Annotated in this window: 15 protein-coding genes and 1 pseudogene; 11 read left to right on the forward strand and 5 right to left on the reverse strand. The window is 73.0% G+C overall.

The features are described 5' to 3' along the window. Positions 1 to 10: 10 nt before the first annotated feature. The gene (locus tag ABTZ99_RS21220; protein WP_498780493.1) at positions 11 to 1789 is read right to left on the reverse strand and encodes an acetyl/propionyl/methylcrotonyl-CoA carboxylase subunit alpha; all 1779 of its coding nucleotides are present in this window, start codon (positions 1787 to 1789) and stop codon (positions 11 to 13) included. Positions 1790 to 1952: 163 nt separating this feature from the next. On the opposite strand from ABTZ99_RS21220, the gene ABTZ99_RS21225 reads away from it, so the two are divergent. After that, positions 1953 to 2579, forward strand: coding sequence for a hypothetical protein (locus tag ABTZ99_RS21225; RefSeq protein WP_499613221.1), 627 nt, complete (start codon positions 1953 to 1955; stop codon positions 2577 to 2579). An 86-nt stretch (positions 2580 to 2665) separates the two neighbouring features. Here ABTZ99_RS21225 and ABTZ99_RS21230 read toward each other — a convergent pair whose 3' ends face one another. Continuing rightward, complete coding sequence (locus tag ABTZ99_RS21230; RefSeq protein WP_499613224.1) at positions 2666 to 3991, reverse strand: dicarboxylate/amino acid:cation symporter; 1326 nt, start codon at positions 3989 to 3991, stop codon at positions 2666 to 2668. Positions 3992 to 4169: 178 nt separating this feature from the next. After that, positions 4170 to 4778, reverse strand: coding sequence for a Maf family protein (locus tag ABTZ99_RS21235; RefSeq protein ID WP_499613227.1), 609 nt, complete (start codon positions 4776 to 4778; stop codon positions 4170 to 4172). Between the two features lie 185 nt (positions 4779 to 4963). Between ABTZ99_RS21235 and ABTZ99_RS21240 the strand changes: the two genes are divergently transcribed. Beyond that, positions 4964 to 5365, forward strand: coding sequence for a hypothetical protein (locus ABTZ99_RS21240; protein ID WP_498780487.1), 402 nt, complete (start codon positions 4964 to 4966; stop codon positions 5363 to 5365). Positions 5366 to 5561: 196 nt separating this feature from the next. Here ABTZ99_RS21240 and ABTZ99_RS21245 read toward each other — a convergent pair whose 3' ends face one another. Beyond that, the gene (locus ABTZ99_RS21245) at positions 5562 to 5777 is read right to left on the reverse strand and encodes an acyl-CoA carboxylase subunit epsilon (RefSeq protein WP_498780485.1); all 216 of its coding nucleotides are present in this window, start codon (positions 5775 to 5777) and stop codon (positions 5562 to 5564) included. Further along, a complete protein-coding gene (locus ABTZ99_RS21250; RefSeq protein WP_498780483.1) occupies positions 5774 to 7405 on the reverse strand; it encodes an acyl-CoA carboxylase subunit beta in 1632 nt (543 codons plus the stop codon). The genes ABTZ99_RS21245 and ABTZ99_RS21250 overlap by 4 nt, the downstream gene beginning before the upstream one ends. A 230-nt stretch (positions 7406 to 7635) precedes the next feature. Here ABTZ99_RS21250 and ABTZ99_RS21255 point away from each other — a divergent pair, with 230 nt between their 5' ends. The 9 genes and pseudogenes from ABTZ99_RS21255 to ABTZ99_RS21295 form a co-directional block, all read left to right on the forward strand. Beyond that, positions 7636 to 8424: a biotin--[acetyl-CoA-carboxylase] ligase gene (locus ABTZ99_RS21255; protein ID WP_498780482.1), complete on the forward strand. Its 789-nt coding sequence runs from the start codon at positions 7636 to 7638 to the stop codon at positions 8422 to 8424. Positions 8425 to 8469: 45 nt separating this feature from the next. Then, on the forward strand, positions 8470 to 9000 hold the full coding sequence (locus tag ABTZ99_RS21260; RefSeq protein WP_498780481.1) for a PH domain-containing protein: 531 nt from the start codon (positions 8470 to 8472) through the stop codon (positions 8998 to 9000). Then, positions 8987 to 9916: a hydroxymethylglutaryl-CoA lyase gene (locus ABTZ99_RS21265; RefSeq protein WP_498780479.1), complete on the forward strand. Its 930-nt coding sequence runs from the start codon at positions 8987 to 8989 to the stop codon at positions 9914 to 9916. The genes ABTZ99_RS21260 and ABTZ99_RS21265 overlap by 14 nt, the downstream gene beginning before the upstream one ends. Before the next feature lie 10 nt (positions 9917 to 9926). Next, a complete protein-coding gene (locus tag ABTZ99_RS21270; RefSeq protein ID WP_498780477.1) occupies positions 9927 to 10484 on the forward strand; it encodes a GNAT family N-acetyltransferase in 558 nt (185 codons plus the stop codon). Then, the gene (locus tag ABTZ99_RS21275; RefSeq protein ID WP_498780475.1) at positions 10481 to 11146 is read left to right on the forward strand and encodes an adenosylcobinamide amidohydrolase; all 666 of its coding nucleotides are present in this window, start codon (positions 10481 to 10483) and stop codon (positions 11144 to 11146) included. The genes ABTZ99_RS21270 and ABTZ99_RS21275 overlap by 4 nt, the downstream gene beginning before the upstream one ends. 15 nt (positions 11147 to 11161) lie before the next feature. Continuing rightward, positions 11162 to 11644, forward strand: a complete 483-nt coding sequence (locus ABTZ99_RS21280; protein ID WP_498780473.1) for a YbaB/EbfC family nucleoid-associated protein — start codon at positions 11162 to 11164, stop codon at positions 11642 to 11644. Continuing rightward, a complete protein-coding gene (locus tag ABTZ99_RS21285; RefSeq protein ID WP_498780472.1) occupies positions 11641 to 11949 on the forward strand; it encodes a WXG100 family type VII secretion target in 309 nt (102 codons plus the stop codon). The genes ABTZ99_RS21280 and ABTZ99_RS21285 overlap by 4 nt, the downstream gene beginning before the upstream one ends. Positions 11950 to 11963: 14 nt before the next feature. Beyond that, a complete protein-coding gene (locus tag ABTZ99_RS21290) occupies positions 11964 to 14711 on the forward strand; it encodes a TNT domain-containing protein (RefSeq protein ID WP_499613235.1) in 2748 nt (915 codons plus the stop codon). Continuing rightward, a pseudogene (locus ABTZ99_RS21295) lies at positions 14708 to 14956 on the forward strand (hypothetical protein); the annotation flags it as partial. The gene ABTZ99_RS21290 and the pseudogene ABTZ99_RS21295, both read left to right, overlap by 4 nt. Positions 14957 to 15008 lie beyond the last annotated feature (52 nt).

Consider the following 15008-nt stretch of genomic DNA (forward strand, 5'->3'; position numbering starts at 1 on the left):
ACAGGTGAGCCTATTCCTTGATCTCGCAGAGGACCGTGCCCTGGGTGACCGCCGCGCCCGGCTCGGCGGACAGCCCCGTGACCACGCCGGACTTGTGCGCGGTGACCGGGTTCTCCATCTTCATGGCCTCCAGCACGACGATCAGCTCGCCCGCCTCGACCTGCTGGCCGTCCTCGACCGCGACCTTGACGATCGTGCCCTGCATGGGCGCGGCCACCGCGTCGCCGGAGACCGCCGCGCCGCCCTTGCCGCCGCCCCGCTTGCGCGGCTTGGCCTTCACACCCGCCCTGGCCGCGCCACCGGCGCCACCACCGCCGGCGAACGCCAGGTCACCGGGCAGCGAGACCTCCAGCCGACGTCCGCCGACCTCGACCACCAGGGTCTGCCGCGGCTCGTCCTCCTCGGCCTCCGCGCCGTCGGCGAACGGCGCGATGGTGTTGTCGAACTCGGTCTCGATCCACCGCGTGTGCACGGTGAAGCCGTCCTCGGAGCCGACGAACGCCGGGTCGCGCACGATCGCGCGGTGGAACGGCAGCACGGTCGCCATGCCCTCGACCACCATCTCGTCCAGCGCGCGCCGTGCCCGCTCCAAGGCCTGCGTCCGGTCCTCGCCGGTGACGATCAGCTTGGCGAGCAGGGAGTCGAACTGGCCGCCGATGACCGTGCCGCTCTCCACGCCCGCGTCCACCCGGACACCGGGACCGGACGGCGAGGTGAACGTGGTGACGGTGCCGGGCGCGGGCAGGAAGTTGCGGCCCGCGTCCTCGCCGTTGATGCGGAACTCGATCGAGTGGCCGCGCGGGGTGGGGTCCTCGGTGAACCGCAGCACCTCGCCGGCGGCGATGCGGAACTGCTCGCGCACCAGGTCGACGCCCGCGGTCTCCTCGCTGACCGGGTGCTCGACCTGGAGGCGGGTGTTGACCTCGAGGAACGAGATCGTGCCGTCCACCGCGACCAGGTACTCGACCGTGCCGGCGCCGTGGTAGCCGGCCTCCTTGCAGATCGCGCGCGCCGACCGGTGGATCTCGGCCCGCTGCTCGTCGGTCAGGAACGGCGCGGGCGCCTCCTCGACCAGCTTCTGGTGGCGGCGCTGCAACGAGCAGTCGCGCGTGCCGACGACGACGACGTTGCCGTGCTGGTCGGCCAGGACCTGCGCCTCGACGTGCCGCGGCTTGTCCAGGTACCGCTCGACGAAGCACTCGCCGCGGCCGAACGCCGTGACGGCCTCGCGCACCGCGCTGTCGAACAGCTCGGGGATCTCCTCCAGCGTGCGCGCTACCTTGAGGCCGCGACCGCCGCCGCCGAACGCCGCCTTGATCGCGACCGGCAGACCGTGCTCCCGCGCGAACGCGATGATCTCGTCCGGGCCGGAGACCGGGTCCTTGGTGCCGGGGACCAGCGGCGCGCCCGCGCGCATCGCGATGTGCCGCGCGGTGACCTTGTCGCCGAGGTCGCGGATGGCCTGCGGGGTCGGCCCGATCCAGATCAGGTCCGCGTCCAGCACCGCCTGCGCGAAGTCCGCGTTCTCGGACAGGAAGCCGTAGCCGGGGTGCACCGAGTCCGCGCCCGCGCGCTTGGCCACGTCGAGGAGCTTGTCGATGGACAGGTAGCTGTCCCCGGGCGTGCTGCCGCCCAGGGCGAACGCCTCGTCCGCCAGCCGGACGAACGGGGCGTCCCGGTCCGGGTCGGCGTACACGGCGACGCTGGTCAGGCCGGCGTCCCGGCAGGCACGGATGACCCGGACGGCGATCTCACCGCGGTTGGCGACGAGGACCTTGCGCAGCGACACGACGTCCTACCTCCTGGCAACGCTGGGACTTTGAGCGGCAATGGGTTCGGAGTTTAGTGACCCGTCAGTACCCGGAGACCGAGAGACAGCTCACGCTTGGGTGGAACAATCGGAAATCGTGACACGCCCGCCCGCCGCCGCGCTTCTGACAGCTTGCGCAGCTGTGCTCATCACCGTCGCGGGACTGGTCATGGCCTGGTCACTGCGCCCGACCGCGGCCACCGACCCCGACGCCGTGACGCCGCAGGACGAATTGCGGTGCGGCGCGACGGCGTGCCGTTCGGTGGTGAAACAGGAGGTCGGTGTCGATTCAGTGGAATTGGTCGTCGGCGAGGGCGTGGGCCGGATCAGGACCAGCGGGGCGTCCGGGCCGAACATCTTCGAGTTGACCATCGCCACTTCGGGCGCCCGGATCGACGAATCGTCGTTGCAGTGCGTCGACGCCGAGGTCGCGGTGTGCCTGGTGCGGGGCGAGGTCGGCGGCGAGGTGCTCGGGGAGGTGCTGGTGCGCAGGTCGGGCGCGTGGTCGCGGGCGCAGGTGCCGTACGTGGCCAGCGGGGCGTACTTGGCGCTGCACGACGTGGACCACGACGCGGTCGCGGACGTGGTGGCCGTGCAGCGGGCGTGCCAGGCGGGCGTGGACTGCTCGCGGTGGTTCGCGCAGGTGTTCTCGATCGCCGGCAACGGCGGCGAGCTGGGGTGCACGCCGGTCGTGCGCGAGGCGGAGTCGTTGCCGGGCTGGCCGACCGTCACGCCGGACCCGTCCGACCTGCGCCACTGCGGCGCGTGAGGGGTCCCGGACGCAGGACGCGCGCGACCTGGACGTAGGACTCGCGAACGAGCGTGTCCTACGTCCAGGTCGGGTGGGTCGAGCGGTCAGGCGGGGACGGGCTCGCGGGTGGGGGTGGTGGTCAGCAGGGGCGGGTCGCTCGGGGTGTTGAGGACCTCGTCGTCCAGCAGGCCCTCGGAGCGGGCGACCAGGACCGGGACGGTGATCTGGCCGGTCACGTTGGTGGCCGTGCGGACCATGTCCAGGATCGGGTCGATCGCGTAGACGACCGCGACACCGGTGGCGATGACCTCCGGCGGCATGTTCACCGCGCCCAGGGTCAGCGTCAGCATGGTGAACCAGCCGGTGGTGCCCGCCGTGGCCAGCGCGCCGAACACGGCGACCGCGACGATCGCCACGTACTGCCACACGCCCAGCTGCACGCCGAACAGGTTCGCGATGAACACCGTGGCGACGGCCGGGTACACGGCGGCGCAACCGTCCATCTTCGTGGTCGTGCCCAGCGGCACGGCGAACGACGCGTAGTCGTCGTCCACGCCGAGGTTGGCGGCGGTCTGCCTGCTCAACGGCAGCGTCGCGCCCGACGAGCGGGACACGAACGCGAACTGGATCGCGGTCCACGCCTTGGCGAAGAACGTCACCGGCGACACCCGGCCGACGAACCGCAGCAGCAGCGGGTACACCACGAACAGCACCAGCAGCGCCCCGCCGTACACCGACGCGATCAGCGAGAACAGCGGCTGGACGAACGAGTTGCCGTACGTCGCGAAGGCCGTGCCGATCAGGCCGAACACGCCGATCGGCGCGAGCAGCACGATCCAGCCGACGATCTTCTGGATCAGGTCGAACGCCGAGCGGGTCAGCGCGACGAACGGCGTGGCCCTCTCGCCCAGCGCGTACGCGGCGAAGCCGACCAGCACCGAGACGAACACGACCTGGAGCACCTCGCCCTCGGTGAAGGCGCTGAACAGGTTGGACGGGATCAAGGTCTCCAGCAGCGTGCCCCACGAGCCCGGGTCACGGGCGGCGAGCTTCTCCACCGCCGCCGCGGACGGCTCGACCTGCACGCCCGCGCCCGGCTTGAAGATCAACGCGATGGCCAGGCCGATGAGCACGGAGATGAGGGAGGTGATGGCGAACCACAGCAGCGTCTTCCCGCCCAGCCGCGCGGCGCGCGAGCTGCCGAGCCTGCGCAGGCTCGTGATGCCCACCACGATCGCGGTGAACACCAGGGGGATGACGGTGAACTGCAGGAGGCTGGTGAAGACGTCGCCGATCGAACCGAGGGTGGTGGTGAGCCACTCCTGGCCGGTGCTCTTGGCGACGTACCCCGCCAGGGCGCCGAGGACGAGCGCGGCGAGGACGGTGAAGCCGAACACCTTCGGCTTCTTGTAACTGCGGACGAACGACACGACTGCTCCGGGTTGGCTGCGCAGGGGTGGACGACGGGGGCGGCGTCAGCCGCGACAACCCGTGTTCGTCCTGCGCCCGAAGTCGATGTGACGGCGGCGCGTCAGCAGTTCACCCACAGCTCCCCCAACGCGAAAGCCCTTCGTCGAGCTTCCCGGATCAGGGAAAATGTGACAACGGCTACCAGATGTCGGACACCGCGACGTCCACTTGACGCAGCAGCCCGCGTGTGAGCGGCAGGCTGATGCCGATGACGCTGGACGGGTCGCCGTCGATGGCGTCCACGAACCAGCCGCCCAGGCCGTCGAGCGTGAACGCGCCCGCGACCCCCAGCGGCTCCCCGGTCGCGAGGTACGCCTCGAGCTCGTCGTCGGTGGGGCGGCCGAACCGGACCAGCGTCGTCTCGTGCCCGACCGCGCGGGCCACGACCCGCCCGCCGCTCATCCGCAGCACGGCGTGCCCGGTCAGCAGGGCGCCGGTGGTGCCGGCCATCTTCTTCCACCGCTCGCGCGCGACCTCGACCGTGCCGGGCTTGCCGTTCACCTCGCCGTCGGCGGTGCGCAGCATCGAGTCGCAGCCGACGATCACCGCGTCGTCGTCCTCGTCCCGGGCGATCGCCTCGGCCTTCGCCGTCGCCAGGGCCGTGACCAGCTCTTCCGGGGTCGGGTCGGCGAGGGAGGCGGCCAGCGCGTCCTCGTCGACGCCGGACACGCGGACGACCGGCTCGACGCCGGCGGCACGCAGCACGGCCAGGCGGGCGGGGGACTGGGAGGCGAGGACGAAGCGCACGACGTCCAGCCTAGGGCGCGGCCCGCGGACGCCCGAACGGAAGGCGGCCGGGTGGTGGGCGCCGCGGGACTCGTGCGCGATCCCGAACCGGAAACCCCTGATCAGGTGACTTCGGGAGGCCGTGGCGCACGCGGTGCGTAGAACTACCGATGCGCGCCGTCACGGGGTTCGGCAGCCTCGGGGTTGTGCAGCGCTTGGCTCTGGTGGTCCGCCGGAACGACCGGGGTCGAGGCCGGTACCGGTGGCTCTGGGCGGCGCCGGCCGTCCTGGTCCTCGTCCTGACCGGCCGGGTCGTGTCGACGGACCCGGTCGGGTACGGCGTGCCGTTCTGGCCGTTCGCGAACGGCAGCGACCGCGTCGAGTCCGAGGTGATGGACCAGGTGACGTCCATCGCGCGGGCGTTGCGGCGGCTCGACGAGGTGCCCTCGGCGGTGGCCGCGAAGGGCGTCGAGGTGCTGGAGGCGCGGGTCGGCGTCGGCACCATGTGGATGCGGGTGCGCCTGCACGTGCCGGACGGCACCCGCTGCCGCGAGGTCTCGGTGCTCGGCGACGGCGCCCAGGTCAACTCCCGCCGCGTGGAGTGCTAGCCCGAGCCGGGAACCACCGGCGGCGTTCGCCGGCGTCGCGGGCACGGTTGACCACCACGCGAGGACGCGTCGGTCGTTCGAGTCCTCATTACCCGGCGATCACGCTCTTCGATCGTCGGGTAATGAGGGCGCGAACGACCGACTTCCGGGCGTCCGAGCCGCCGTCTGCGGAGCAGCGGCTATCCAACACAGCACATCAGCCCGGCAGGGTCGAGGCCCGCCACGCGCCGGGGCCGTGCGGCAGAGGTCGTCGCACCTGCCTGGACTTGTCCGACCACGCCGACCGGCGCGGTGCGTCGTCCTCGGTGGGACCGCCGGCCGTTGCCAGGCCCACCACGACCGCCGTCACGGCGGCCAACTCGACGTCGTCCGGGTTGCCTCGCACCACCCGGAGGTGCGGCGCGGCGCTCACAGCGGGATGTTCCCGTGCTTCTTGGGCGGCAGCACCTCGCGCTTGTCGCGCAGCACCGCCAGCGCCCTGGCGACGTACGAACGCGTGAAAGAGGGAGGGATCACACTGTCAACATAGCCGCGTTCGGCCGCCACGTAAGGGTTGCAGAGGGCATCTTCGTATTCTTGCTGCAAACGGGCCCGAAGCGCGTCCACGTCCTCGCCTTCGGCCGCCGCGCTCGCCAGCGCCTTGCGGTGCACGATGTTCGCCGCGCCCTGCGCGCCCATGACCGCGATCTGCGCCGTCGGCCACGCCAGGTTGATGTCCGCGCCCAGGTGCTTGGAACCCATCACGTCGTACGCGCCGCCGTAGGCCTTCCGGGTGATCACGGTGACCAGCGGCACGGTCGCCTCGGCGTAGGCGTAGATCAGCTTCGCGCCGCGCCGGATGATGCCGTTCCACTCCTGGTCGGTGCCGGGCAGGAAGCCGGGCACGTCCACGAACGTCAGCACCGGGATGTTGAAGGCGTCGCAGGTCCGCACGAACCGCGCCGCCTTCTCCGAGGCGTCGATGTCCAGGCAGCCCGCGAACTGGGTCGGCTGGTTGGCCACGATGCCGACCGAGTGGCCGTCCACCCGGCCGAAGCCGACCAGGATGTTCGGCGCGAACAGCGGCTGGACCTCCAGGAACTCGCCCTCGTCCAGCACCCGGGTGACGACCTCGTGCATGTCGTACGGCTGGTTGGCGGAGTCCGGGATGAGCGTGTCGAGCTCCCGGTCGGCGTCGGTGATCGAGTCCTCGACCGAGCCGTGCACCACGTCGTCCGGGGCGTCGAAGACGGGCGGCTCGGACATGTTGTTGGCGGGCAGGTAGGAGAGCAGCTCCTTGACGTAGGAGATGGCGTCCTCTTCGTTGTCGCCGAGGTAGTGCGCGTTGCCGGACTTGGTGTTGTGCGTGCGCCCGCCGCCGAGCTCCTCGAAGCCGACGTCCTCGCCGGTGACGGTCTTGATCACGTCCGGGCCGGTGATGAACATGTGCGAGGTCTGGTCGACCATGACCACGAAGTCGGTCAGCGCGGGCGAGTAGACGTGCCCGCCCGCGTTCGCGCCCATGATCAGCGAGATCTGCGGCACGACCCCGGACGCGGCCACGTTGCGGCGGAAGATCTCGCCGTAGAGGCCGAGCGAGACGACACCCTCCTGGATGCGCGCGCCGCCGCCCTCGTTGATGCCGATGATCGGCCGGCCGGTCTTGATCGCCAGGTCCATGACCTTGACGATCTTCTCGCCGTACACCTCGCCGAGCGAGCCGCCGAAGATCGTGACGTCCTGGCTGAACACGCACACCGGGCGGCCGTCGACGGTGCCGTAGCCGGTCACCACGCCGTCGCCGTAGGGCCGGTTGCGCTCCTGCCCGAAGTTGGTCGAGCGGTGGCGCGCCAGCTCGTCCAGCTCGACGAACGAGCCGGGGTCCAGCAGCAGCCCGATGCGCTCGCGGGCCGTCTTCTTGCCCTTGGCGTGCTGCTTCTCGACCATGCGCGCCGAACCGGCGTGCACGGCCTCCTCGTTGCGCCGGTAGAGGTCCGCGAGCTTCCCGGCCGTGGTGTGGACGTCCGGCTCCTCGCCGTCGGGGGCGGTCGCACTGCTCATAGCGCCGCAGCTTAACCAGCCGGTAACGTCCGCGCGTGGCGTAGTAGCCCAGGTCACTGGACGCCGGAGTTGACCTCCAGCGCGGTGGAGGTTGCAGGCTTGTCCACGCGACCCGCCCCACGATCCACACCGCTCCGACAAGCGCGTGGGGCGGGTCGCGACCTCCGGCGCGGACCCGCGGTCGCCCGCGGACCCTGCGGGCCGGCGTCGTCGCTCCTAAGGTGCGTGCCGTGACCTTGGATGCCACCGCCCTCCGCTCCGCCCTCATCGGCCCCTACGCGACGGTCGACGTCGTCGCCGAGACCGGTTCCACGAACAACGACCTGCGTGACGCGGCGAGCCGGGGCGCGCACGACCGCACCGTCCTGATCGCCGAACGGCAGACCGCGGGGCAGGGTCGCCGGGGCCGCGGCTGGACGTCGCCCGCCGGCGGCCTGTACCTGAGCGTGCTGTTCCGCCCGACCAACGTCTCACCGGCCCGGTTGCCGTGGGTGACGCTGCTCGCGGGCGTGGCGTTGGTCCGCACGGCCCGGAGCGTCGGCGTCGAGGCGTCCCTGAAGTGGCCGAACGACCTGCTCGTCGGTGACGCCAAGGCGGCGGGCGTGCTGGCCGAGACCAGCGCGGGCGTGGCGCAGGCGGTGGTCGTCGGCATCGGGCTCAACGTGGCGAAGCTGCCCGAGGACGTCGAGCCCGGCGCGGGCGGCCTGCTGCCGACCAGCCTCGAGGACCACGCCGGACCGCTGGACCGCACCGAGGTGGCGATCACGCTGCTGCGCGAGCTGGCCGCGCTGGAGGAGCAGTGGCGGCGGGCGGACGGCGACGAGCCGTCGTTGCGCGAGGAGTACCGGCGGCACTGCACCACGCTCGGCAGCCAGGTGCGGGTGGAGCTGGCCAGGGGCGAGTCGCTGCTGGGCACCGCCCGGTACCTGGAGACCGACGGCACGCTGGTGGTGCGCGACCACGCGGGCGCCGACCACTCCGTTTCCGCCGGGGACGTGGTGCACCTCCGGGTACGGTGAGGCGAGCCGCACCCGAGGCGAGCCGAGCCACCGAAAGGGACCGTCGTGGCCTACCCGGACGACCTGCTCAGCACCGGCGAGCACGTCGTGATCCACCGGCACCCGCACTGGAAGACGCTGGTCGTCCCGGTGCTCGTGCTGCTCGTCGCGGTCGGTGTCGGCGCCTACCTCGCGGTGCAGGTGGCCGACTTCGCCTGGGCGTCGATCGCCTGGATCGCGCTCGCGGTGATCGTCGCGGTGCTGGTCGCCTGGCTGACCCTGGCGCCGGTCGTCCGCTGGCGCACCACGCACTTCATCATCACCAGCGAGCGCGTGATGTACCGGATCGGCGTGTTCAAGCGCACCGGCCTGGACATCCCGCTCGGCCGCGTCAACAGCGTCCGCTTCGAGCACACCCTGGTGGACCGGCTGCTCGGCTGCGGCACGCTGATCATCGAGTCGGCCTCGGACGAGCCGTTGGAGTTCGACGACATCCCGCGGGTGGAGAAGGTGCACTCGCTGCTGTACCGGGAGATCAACGACAACCCGGCCGACGACCACCGGACGGAGGACAGGGTCACAGATGGGCGCGCGTGAAGTCGGTCTGCCGGACACGGTCGGCGCGGGCGGTCTGCCCGACCGCGTGACGATCTGGGAGGTGGGACCGCGCGACGGGCTGCAGAACGAGTCCGAGGTCGTGCCGGTCGACGTCAAGCTGGAGTTCCTCGACCGGCTGGCCGACGCGGGCGGCACGGTGCTGGAGGCCACGAGCTTCGTGCACCCCAAGTGGGTGCCGCAGCTGGCCGACGCCGAGGAGCTGCTGGCCGGCCTGGTCAAGCGGCCCGGCGTGAGCTACCCGGTGCTGGTGCCCAACGAACGCGGGCTGGAGCGGGCGCTGCGGGCGGGCGTGGACCACGTCGCGATCTTCGCCAGCGCCACCGAGACCTTCGCGCGGCGCAACCTGAACCGGTCGCTGGACGAGCAGTTCGCCATGTTCGACCCGGTCGTGTCCCGGGCCAAGGCCGAAGGCCTGGCGGTGCGCGGGTACGTGTCGATGTGCTTCGGCGACCCGTGGGAGGGCGCCGTGCCGCGCGAGCAGGTCGTCGGCGTCGGCAAGCGGCTGCTGGACCTGGGCTGCGACCAGCTCTCGCTGGGCGACACGATCGGCGTGGCCACGCCGGGCCAGGTGACCGCGCTGCTGGCCGGATTCGACGACGTCGACCGGCTCGCGGTGCACTTCCACGACACCTACGGGCAGGCGTTGGCGAACACGCTGGCCGCGATGCAGGCGGGCGTGCGCACGATCGACTCGTCCGCGGGCGGGCTGGGCGGCTGCCCCTACGCCGAGTCCGCGACCGGCAACCTCGCCACCGAGGACCTGGTGTGGATGCTGGACGGGCTCGGCGTGGCGCACGGCGTCGACCTGGACAAGCTCGCCGACACCAGCGCGTGGATGGCCGAACGGCTGGGCCGGCCGAGCCCGTCGCGGGTGGTCCGGGCGCTGCGGGGGTAGCGCGGTGCGGGTGGTCGAGCTGACACCGCAGACCTGGCCGTCGCTGGAGGAGCTGTTCGGGCCCAACGGCGCGCAGTCCGGGTGCTGGTGCACGTGGTTCCTCCAGACCAACGCCGACATGCGGGCCAACGGTTCGGCGGGCAACAAGGAGCTGCTGCGCTCCCGCGTCGGGTCCGGTGTGCCGGTCGGGTTGCTGGCGATCGACGACGACGACCGGCCGGTCGGGTGGGTCGCGGTCGCGCCCCGGCTCGGCTACGCCCGGTTGGCGCGCACCAAGGTGGCGGCGCCGGTGGACGACGACCTGACCGACGTGTGGTCGGTGACGTGCTTCTTCATCCACCGCACGGCCCGCCGACGCGGCTTGGGCGCGGTGTTGCTGGAGCACGCCGTCGGGTACGCGCGCAACGGCGGCGCGCGGTCCGTCGAGGGCTACCCCGTGGACACCGCCGGTGCGAAGAAGGGCTCCGGCGACCTGTACCACGGCACGCTCGGCATGTTCACCGACGCGGGGTTCGAGCTGGTGGAGCGCCGCGGCGCGAACCGGGCGCTCGTGCGGCTCGCGACGTGATCGAACGGCACCCCGGCGTCCTCCTCTGGCGGCTGTCGAAGCCGGTGCTGGCGATCTCGTCCGGCCCGCACGGCGGCGGGCTCGGCGTGCGGCACTGGGCGCTGAACGCGACCGTGCCCAAGGACTACGCCCGCCTCGACCCGGACGCGCACGTCGCCGAGATCGCGGCCGACCTCGGGTTGCGCGGCCCCGGCACCGGGCTGCTCACCGCCGTCGACGTGCGGGACGCGGTGCTGGAGGCCGACGGCGGGGTGCGGTCGTGGGTGACGACCGGGATCGGCGCGCACCCCACGTGGGCCGCCGGACCGCCCGCCGACGGGCTGCCCGACGTCGGCACGATCAACGCGGTGTGCGTGCTGCCCGTGCGACTGGCGGACGCGGCCCTGGTCAACGCGGTCGCCACGGTCGCCGAGGCCAAGGCGCAGGCGTTGGGCGAGGCGGGCGTGCCGGGCACCGGGACGGTCACCGACGCGGTCGTGCTGCTGTGCCCGCTGGACGGCCCGGTCGAGCCGTACGGCGGGCCGCGGTCGGTGATCGGCTCGGCGTTGGCCCGAACGGTGCACCGCGCCGTGCACACCGGGATTTCGTCGGAACGGGCGGGAACCGGGGTAGGGGTCGTAACGTCCAACGCGCGACCGACGACCATGCCCGGCGACGGCTGAAGACCGGAGGTGGCCGTGACGACCGATCACCGCGCCCAGGTGGACGAGTTGCTGGCCGACTACCGGCGCAGCCGCGACCAGCTGGCGTCCGTGCAGCGCGACCTGGCCCGGATCTCCGGGTCGGCCACCAGTCCCGACGGCTCGGTGACCGTCGTGGTCGACGCCAAGGGCACGCTCACCGACCTGGAGCTGCGCGACGACGCGTACCGGCTGCGGCCGGCGCAGCTCGCCCAGCTGATCGTGGGCACCACCCGGGAGGCGGTGGCCAGGGCCACCGAGGACGCCTACCGGACGTTGACCCCGGTGCTGCCCGCCGGCACGGATCCCGAGGCGTTGTTGCGCGGCACGGCCGACCTGCGGCCGGGGGAGATCGGTGCCGAGGAGGTCCAGCCGCCGCAGCCGACCCGGAGGCGTCCCGCCGCCGAGGACGACGAGGACTTCGAGCAGCGCGAGTGGATGACCGACGTCGACGCCAAGGCTTCGAGGAGAACGAGATGACCGGCTTCCGGACCGACCTCGCCCGCCTCGCCGAGGGGGCCGACGACTTCGCCGCGTTCGCCGAGCGCGCCGGGAAGATCGCGGGCGAGCTGGGCGGCGTGCTCGGCTCGATCGGCGAGTGCTGGGGCGGTGACGCGATCGGGCAGAGCTTCGCGGCGAGCCACGTCCAGCCCTCCGGCGAGGTGCTGGGCGGGCTGAACGGGTTGAGCGCCGGGTTCGGCGGTGTCGGGGAGCGCTTCGCCGAGACGGCCCGCACGTACCGCGAAGTCGAAGAGGGCAACCGCAACGCGCTCGGCGCGATCTGACTCAGGGGGCCGTGATGGGGATCGAGCTGCCGGCCGAGTTGGCCGAGGTCGCCGCCAAAGCCGGGGTGTCGTGGCCCCAGGCCGACGAGGACAAGCTGCGCGCGTCCGCCACCGCGTGGCGCGAGGCGGGCGCGAAGCTGTCCACGTTGGCGGGCGAGTCCGACGGTGCCGCGGGCAAGGCGCTGACCGCGATGACCGGGTCGACCGGTGACGCGGCGCGCGGCCACTGGAACAAGTTCACCGCGCCGGACGGCACGCTGAACGCCGTGCTGCGCGGCTGCCACGCGGCGGCCGACCGGTTGGACCACGCGGCCGAGCAGGTCGGCGCGGCCAAGGTCGAGCTGGTGCGCGAGCTGGTGAACCTGGCGAAGAACAGCGACGCCGCGCAGCAGGCCGCGAACGCCGGGCACCCGACGGCGTTGCTGGGCCTGGACACGGCGTTGCGCGGCGCGGCGGCGAACGTCGCCCACCTGACCGACACGTTGACCAGCGCGGTGCGGTTGGACAGCGGCGTGCAGATCGGCGGCCACCAGCCACCGGTCGCCGCCAACCCCGGCGTGCACGCGCCCGACGCGGGCCCCGGTCAGGGCCCGGGTTCCGGTCAGCCCCAAGGCGGTTCGCCCGGCGGCGGCGGTCTGCTGGGTGGTGGTCTGCTGGGCGGGGGTCAGGGCGGTGGTCTGCTCGACGGGTTGCTGCCCGGCGGGTCCGAGGCCCCGGCCGGCGGTGGCGCCGCCGCTCCGGGCGCCCAACCGCCCGGCTTGGTGGAAACCCTGCTGCCCACGGGCTCCGGCGCGGCCCCGGGCAACGGCCAGGCGCCCGGTCTGGTCGGCGGCCTGGTCGGCGCGGTGACCGACACGGTGAACGCGGTGACCGAGCCGGTGGTCGACGTGGTGGAAACCGTCGCGCCGCCGCTGGCCGCCGTGGTGGAACCGGTGCTGGACACGGCGGGCGAGGTCGTCCAGGACGTCGGCGGCGCGGTGGACGACACGGTCGGCCGCACCGTCCAGGGCGCGGCGGAGACGGTCCAGAGCGTGGCCGAGACCGTGGTCCCCGGCCACGACAACGGGCCCGGCCGATCCGACAACGCGCCCGGCCAGGGCAACGGGCCCGGAAACGGACCCGGAAACGGACCCGGCAGCGGACCCGGCAACGGGGCCGGTCAGGGCAACGCGGTCGGCAACCTGCTCGGCAACGTGGTGAACCCCGTCCTCGGCGCCGCCGGACCGGTCGTGGACGCCGTGACGCGCCCGGAGGGCACGGTCAACCAGTCGTCGGCGGCGGTCCTGGACCGTCCGCTGCTCCCGCACGCCGAAGCGCCGCACGCGACGGCTCAGCCGGCGGCTCCGGCCGCGAACCAGGCCGGGCCGCAGGGACCGTCGTTCAGCGGACCGTCCGTCGGCGGCGGGCCCGCGGCGGCTCCGGCGGCGGCAGCGGCCGCGGCGGCGGCCGTCGCGCAGAACCCGGCCGCGAACGCCGCCGCGAACACCCAGGCGCCCGGCCAGCAGGCGGGTCAGCAGGCGGCGGCGAAGGCCGAAGCGCGCGCTGCCCAAGCCACCCAAACCGCCCAACCCCAGCCCGGTCAGTCACCGGCGGGCCAGACTCCCGCGGGCCAGGGCCAGGGCCAGGGCCAGGGTTCGGGCCAGAGCCAGTCCGGCTCCGGTCAGGGTCAGGCAGGCCAGAACCAGAACCAGGGCGCTCAGGCCAAGGGCGAAGCCGCCGCGAAGGCCGAGGGCCAGGCCAAGGCGGAGGTCCAGCCGAAGGGCGAGGGCCAGGCCAAGGGCGACAGCGCGGCCAAGACCGAGCTCAAGGACGTCCAGCAGGGCCTCAAGGACGCTCTGGCCGCCGTCGGCCAGCAGGTGAAGGACGGCGATCTCGCGTTCGCGATCGTCCCCGTCCCGCTCGGCGGTCGCGACACCACCGCGCCGCCGCTGCCGGCCGGGGCCACGTCCGCGATCCTGCCGACCGAACCCGACGACACCCCGCCCGCGCCACCGGTCAAGGCCGCGGCGACCGCGCAGCCGACCACCGAAGCGGCGGCGTTGTTCCTGCTGCACATGTTCCCCGGCGGCACGCTCCCGCCGCCCAGCGCGAAGCCCGCGCGCCAGCTGCCGCCGCCGTCGGAGGACGAGACGTTCGCGGCGGGCCTGCGCTTCGAGCCGCAGGGCCACCCCGACGGCCACCTGGTCGACGCCTCCGCCCAGTTCGGCCTCGACCTGCGCGCGGTGAGCCAGGACGCGCTGCGGTCACGGCTCTCCGGCGTGGAGCCGACCGGTCCGGTGTCGACGGACCCGGTGCCCGCGGTCAACCGGCCGCGCCTGGCCCTCACGCCCGGCGTCGCGCCCGATCCCGTGCTGCTGGCGGGCTACGACCCGTTGGCGGGCATGCACGAACGCGACTGGGAGCGCCGGTTCCTGGTCCGCGCCGACCCGCCCGAGTACGCCTGGCCGCCCGGCGAGCTGTTCCCCGAGGGCGGCTACGAGGCGGGCCAGCCCGGCGTGCTCGCGGTCGGCGTCGAGCTCGACCGGTTCGGCGGGCCGGAGGGCCGGGTGCTGTCCCAGCTCGGCACGGCCTACGCCGAGCGCTCGCTGCCGCCCGCGCTGGTGGACGCGGGCTACCACCGCTACCGGGTGGCCAAGGTGCTGCCGGTGTGGTTCACCCTGTCCGCCGAGTGGTTCGGCCAGCCCGGCGGCGGCGCCCGCTTCCGCGCCACCTACCCGGTCGCCGACCTGGTCGCGCTGGGCTACCTGGAGGAGATGGCATGAACGCGGAGTCGATCCAGGGCTGGCTGCTGGCGGTCGGCGTGCCCGCCGAGGTCGTGTCGATCGGCGCGGAAGCCGACAACACGTGGTGCCTGCTGCCGACCGAGGAGGGCGTCGAGGTCTTCTGGCGCGAGCAGGGCAACCGGTACGACTGGGCCGCGTTCACCAGCGAGGACGTCGCCTGCCACTACCTGTTCGGCCGCCTGGTGTGGGCTCAGGTCGTGCGCGGCGCGGTCGGCGTGCTGCCCCAGGAGGCCAAGCCCGAGGACGTCAAGCCCTCTGAGGAAGCCAAGCCCTCTG

Origin of the sequence: Actinosynnema sp. NPDC002837 (genome assembly GCF_040295345.1) — a bacterium.
Classification (GTDB): Bacteria; Actinomycetota; Actinomycetes; order Mycobacteriales; family Pseudonocardiaceae; genus Actinosynnema.